This window comes from Saccharomonospora iraqiensis subsp. paurometabolica YIM 90007, from assembly GCF_000231035.2.
In the GTDB taxonomy this organism is placed as follows: domain Bacteria; phylum Actinomycetota; class Actinomycetes; order Mycobacteriales; family Pseudonocardiaceae; genus Saccharomonospora; species Saccharomonospora paurometabolica.
The window spans coordinates 62,310-67,382 of the sequence record NZ_KI912216.1 but is presented as its reverse complement, the minus strand read 5'-3'; the positions used below and the strand labels follow the sequence as shown (position 1 = coordinate 67,382).

The window sequence follows — 5,073 nt, the reverse complement described above, 5'->3', positions numbered from 1 at the left end:
GGCGGCCGTGCCGACCCCCGCGGCGGCCCAGCCGTGCACGAGGTCGGCCAGCCGTGGCCCGCCGGCGACGACCACGGTGAACGCGCCCTGGGTGCGGCCACGCATCTCGTCGGTGGCCGCGGTCTGCAGGATCGCCATGCGGAAGATCGAGCTCACCATGTCCGCGGCTCCCGCAAGCACGAGGAACAGCACGGCCGCCCACAGGGACGACGTCAGGCCGAACCCCGCCACCGCCAGCCCCCACACCGCGATCGCGGCGACGACCGCGACGCCGTGCCGGTGGACCCGGCGGACCCACCCGGAGGTACCGCCGATCAGCATGGCACCGAGCGGGATCGCGGCGAACAGCCAACCGAGGGCGAGGCCGCCGCCCGGCGGGTCGCCGAAGGTGCGCTCGGCCATCTCCGGGAACAGTGCCCTCGGCATCCCGGCCACCATCGCCACGATGTCCACCACGAACGACGCGAGCAGCACCTTCTGCGCGGCCATGTACCGGAAGCCGTCGACGACGTCGCGCAGCCCGGCGCGGCGGGCCGGCCCCGAGGTGGGCGGCAGGGACGGCAGCCGCCACACCGCCCAGAGCACGGCGGCCAGCGCGAAGGTGTCGACGAGATACAGACTGGACAGGCCGACCACCGGGAGCAGCGCGCCCGCGGCCATCGGTCCGAACACGGCACCGAACGTGGTGACGGTGCCGGTCAGGGCCGCCGCGGAGGGCAGCAGGTCCTCCGGCACGACCCGGGCCACGACGGCGTTGCGGGTGGGCATGTTGACGGCGAAGAACGCCTGGTTGACGCTGAGCAGGCCGAGCACCACCCACACCGACCCGACGTCGAGCAGCGCCTGTGCCCACAGCAGGCACGCCGTCGCGGCGATGCCGGTGTTGGTCACCAGCAGGAGGGTGCGGCGGTCGACGGTGTCGGCCACGGCCCCGCCCCACAGGCCGAACACCAGCAGCGGCACCAGGCCGAACAGCCCGGCGAGACCGACGTAGGCCGAGGAGCCGGTGAGGTCGTAGAGCTGCTTCGGGACCGCGACCGCGGTGAGCTGGCTGCCGACCGCGGTGACCAGCGTGCTCAACCACAGCCTGCGGAACGCCGGGATCCGTAACGGCCGCCGATCGGCGACCACGCTGTCCAGCACCCGCCGTACCCGTCGGGGACGGGCCGTCCCCGACGTCTCCCGGCCCGCGACCGATCTCTCCGCACCCACGCCCGCAAACCTTAGCGTGGCTAACGATCCACTCGGGCACCCACTCACCCGGGTTGTGCCGTGAAGGGCACCTTCCCTGCGCTCAACGCAGCGAGGGGCACATTCACTGCGTCACACGCAGGGAAGGTGCCCTTCACGGGAAGACGGAGAGTGACCAGATCGTCACGGGGCGACGCGGCGGATGCGCCAGCCGTCCTCGGTGCGGACGAAGCGGAGGCGGTCGTGCATGCGGTCCCGCCTGCCCTGCCAGAACTCGACCATCTCCGGCCGGATTCGCCATCCGCCCCAGTGCGGCGGCACGGGGACCTGCTCCACCCCGTCGAACCGCCGCTCGATCGACTGGAGCGCGGTGTCCAGGTCCCGCCGCGCGGCCACCGTGCGCGACTGCGGGGACGCCCATGCCCCGAGCTGCGACCCCCGCGGCCGGGACGCCCAGTAGGCGGCGGTCTCGGCGGGGGCGACCTTCTCCACCTCGCCACGCACGTGGACCTGCCGGTGGAGCCCGTACCAGGGGAAGGTCGCCGAGGCGTACCGCGTCGCCGTGAGGTCGTGGCTCTTGGCCGAGGTGTAGTTGGTGTAGAACACCACACCCCGCTCGTCCAGCCCCTTGCACAACACCGTGCGCGAGGACGGCAGTCCCTCGCTGTCGGCCGTGGCCAGCACCATCGCGTTCGGCTCGGGCACGACCGCGTCCTCGGCCGCGACGGCCTCGTCGAGCCACCGCTGGAGCTGCTGATGCCAGGTGTCGGCGAGCTCGGACTCGTCCAGGCCCGTGCCGTTGTACGTCACCCGCATCCCGGGCAGCCGTACGGCGGCCTCCCCGGCGTTGTCCAGTTCCGTCATACCGACCTCCCGCACTGCCCCGCACGACCGTGGGCGCACACCGTGCGCAGCGGCGCGGCCCACCTTCCCGCAAGACGGTAAATGGTCCCGCGGCGGGGCGAAACCGCGCCCGTCGTGACGGGCGCCACCGGCCACGGGAGCCCCCACGCGAGGCGAACCACACGATTCGGCCCGCACGCTTTTCTGAATCGTTCTCGGAATCGTGACCGAAACCACCGCCGACTTCGATTGATACCGCTCGGTAATCGGTGCAGAGTCTCATTCACCGTGCGACGAGGCGCGCGCGTGTGTGGGCCTCGCGCGGTGACCGCCTACCGGGGATTCGCGACGAAAGGTCCACTTCAGTGACATCGACGACAGATCAGGCCACCGCGAACGGGGCACAGGTCGACGACGGTTTCCGGCCCGGCCTCGAAGGTGTGGTCGCCTTCCGCACCGAGATCGCCGAACCGGACCGGGACGGCGGCGCGCTGCGATACCGGGGCGTGGACATCGAGGAACTCGCCGGAAAAGTGAACTTCGGCGACGTCTGGGGGTTGCTCGTCGACGGACATTTCGAAAACGGGCTGGCCCCCGCCGAACCGTTCCCGGTCCCGGTCCGCAGCGGGGACGTCCGGGTGGACGTGCAGTCCGCCCTGCCCACGCTCGCCCAGCACTGGGGCTGCGCCCCGCTGCTGGACATCACCGACGACGAGGCCCGGGAGCAGCTCGCCCGCGTCTCGGCGATGGCGCTGTCCTGGGTCGCGCAGTCCGCGCGCGGCACGGGCGAACCCGCGGTCCCGCAGTCCCGCGTCGACGCGGCGCGCACCGTCACCGAACGGTTCATGACGCGCTGGCGCGGCGAACCCGACCCGGCGCACGTCAAGGCGATCGACGCCTACTGGGTCTCGGCCGCCGAACACGGCCTCAACGCCTCCACCTTCACCGCCCGGGTCATCGCCTCCACGGGTGCCGACGTGGCGGCCGCGATGTCCGGGGCGATCGGCGCGATGTCCGGGCCGCTGCACGGCGGCGCCCCCGCGCGGGTGCTGCCGATGATCGAGGAGGTCGAACGCACCGGGGACGCCCGCGCCGTGGTCAAGGGCATCCTCGACCGCAACGAGCGCCTGATGGGCTTCGGTCACCGGGTGTACCGCGCCGAGGACCCGCGGGCGCGCGTGCTCCGGCGGACCTGCCGCGAACTGGGCGCCGAACGGTACGAGGCCGCCGAGGCGCTGGAGCAGGCGGCGCTGGCCGAGCTGCGGGAGCGCCGCCCCGACCGGGCCATCGAGACCAACGTCGAGTTCTGGGCCGCGGTCATCCTCGACTTCGCCCGGGTGCCGACGTCGATGATGCCCGCGCTGTTCACCTCCGCGCGGACCGCGGGCTGGGCCGCGCACATCCTGGAGCAGAAGCGCACCGGCAGGCTGGTCCGCCCGTCGGCGAGCTACGTCGGGCCCGCACCGCGCGACCCGGGCGAGGTGGCCGGGTCCGGCCGCGTCACGCGCCCCTGACCGTCCCGCCGACCGGTGGCGAGCCACCCCGGGGAGGTCGGCCACCGGTCGGCCTCCCCGGCTCACCCGTCCCGGCTCACCCGTCCCGGCTCACCCGTCCCGGCTCACCGTCAGGGTCGTGAGGAACTGCCGGAACTCGCCGAGCACACTGTCGAGCTGATCCCGTGCGCAGGTGAGCACGACCTCGATCAACGCCCGGGTGACGGGTTCGGAGACGTCCGCCATGGACAGGTACACCTGGCACTGGGTCAACGCCAGCGGCCGGTCGTCGACCAGGGTGGCGAAGTCCAGCATCTGGGTGAGCCCGGGCGCCTCCGCCGAACCGATCCTCGTCCGGTCGCGCAGGGTCACCGGGCCCGCGGCCTGCTGCCGGATGCGCTCGACCGACTCGTCGCCGGTGGTGTCCAGGTCCTCGCCGTCGGCACGCAGCCGTCCGGAGATGGTGATGTTCGCGGTGAACCCGTCGCCGGAGTGTGGGTGCAGCGCCACGAACGCCACCCCCGGCGCGCCGACCTCGTCCGGCGGCGCCGAGCGCCATCCCTCCGGAAGCCGGAACTCGATCGGCACCGGTAACTGCGTGGCCATCCGCACCACTCCTCACGAGGTCGAGGTACCTGTCGAACCCCGGGCACGGTCGCGGTCCGGCACCGCCGGGAGACCCACCCGGTCCGGGGTGAGCGTATTCGCGCGGCCCCCCGCCACCGCAGGCGGCGTCGGTGGCCCGGTCCGCCCCGGACACCGGCGACGTCACCGGTGGGTGGGTCAGCGACGACGTCGGCGCAGTGCCGCGCGCACCAGGCCCGGCGTGAGGCGGGCGAGCACCAGGCCGAGGCGGGCCTCCGGGGTGGACGGCACCAGCGGCAGGTCACGCTCGACCGCGCGCAGCACGTCCTCGGCGACCCGCTCCGGTGGGAACCGGCGGGCGTCGAACAGCCGCTGCGCCCGCACCCGGCGGTTGTCCAGCTCGGCTCCCCCGGCCCCGGCGAACGACGTCGATCCCGCGATCCCGGTGGCCACGATCCCGGGACAGACCACGCTCACGCCGATCCCGTCGGCGGCGAGCTCGGCGCGCAGGCTCTCGCCGAACGCCAGCACCGCCGCCTTCGTGGTGGAGTAGGCGGGCAGCACCGGCGACGGCAGGTAGGCGGCCATCGAAGCGACGGCCACGAGGTGCCCGCCCTCCCCACGCTCGCGCAGCTGCCTGCCGAACACCCGGCTGCCGTGCACCACGCCCCACAGGTTGACGTCGACCACCCGGCGCCAGTCGTCCAGCCCGGTGTCCAGGGCGGATCCGGCCACGCCGACACCCGCGTTGTGCACCACGATGTCCGGCACACCGTGTTCGGCGCGGAGGTCGGCCGCCAGGGCCTCCACGGCGGCGGCGTCGGAGACGTCCACCCGGCGCCCCTCCACCACGGTCGCCCCCGCAACGCGGTCCCGCACCTCCCGCACGGTGTCGGCCAGCGCGTCCGCCTCGACGTCGGCCAGCACCACGTCGGCGCCCTCCCGGGCGAAGGCGAACGCG

At 73.5% G+C, this 5,073-nt stretch carries 5 protein-coding genes; 1 reads left to right on the top strand and 4 read right to left on the bottom strand.

Going from position 1 to position 5,073, the window contains the following annotated elements:
* Positions 1 to 1,140, bottom strand: a 1,140-nt coding sequence (locus tag SACPADRAFT_RS0207035; protein WP_028662289.1) for an MFS transporter, incomplete at its 3' end; no start/stop codon positions are given.
* 234 nt (positions 1,141 to 1,374) lie between these two features.
* Positions 1,375 to 2,055 carry a pyridoxamine 5'-phosphate oxidase gene (gene pdxH / locus SACPADRAFT_RS0207030; protein WP_007026434.1) on the bottom strand — a complete coding sequence of 227 codons (681 nt, stop codon included), beginning with the start codon at positions 2,053 to 2,055 and terminating at the stop codon, positions 1,375 to 1,377.
* 344 nt (positions 2,056 to 2,399) lie between these two features.
* Here pdxH and SACPADRAFT_RS0207025 point away from each other — a divergent pair, with 344 nt between their 5' ends.
* Entirely contained in the window at positions 2,400 to 3,548 is a 1,149-nt protein-coding gene (locus SACPADRAFT_RS0207025) for a citrate synthase 2 (RefSeq protein WP_007026435.1), read from the top strand.
* A 90-nt stretch (positions 3,549 to 3,638) separates the two neighbouring features.
* Here the strand turns inward: SACPADRAFT_RS0207025 and SACPADRAFT_RS0207020 are convergent, their stop codons facing one another.
* Both SACPADRAFT_RS0207020 and SACPADRAFT_RS26050 read right to left on the bottom strand, forming a co-directional pair.
* Entirely contained in the window at positions 3,639 to 4,133 is a 495-nt protein-coding gene (locus SACPADRAFT_RS0207020; RefSeq protein ID WP_007026436.1) for a hypothetical protein, read from the bottom strand.
* Between the two features lie 177 nt (positions 4,134 to 4,310).
* A partial coding sequence (locus SACPADRAFT_RS26050) for an SDR family NAD(P)-dependent oxidoreductase (RefSeq protein ID WP_007026437.1) occupies positions 4,311 to 5,073 on the bottom strand: 763 nt, incomplete at its 5' end.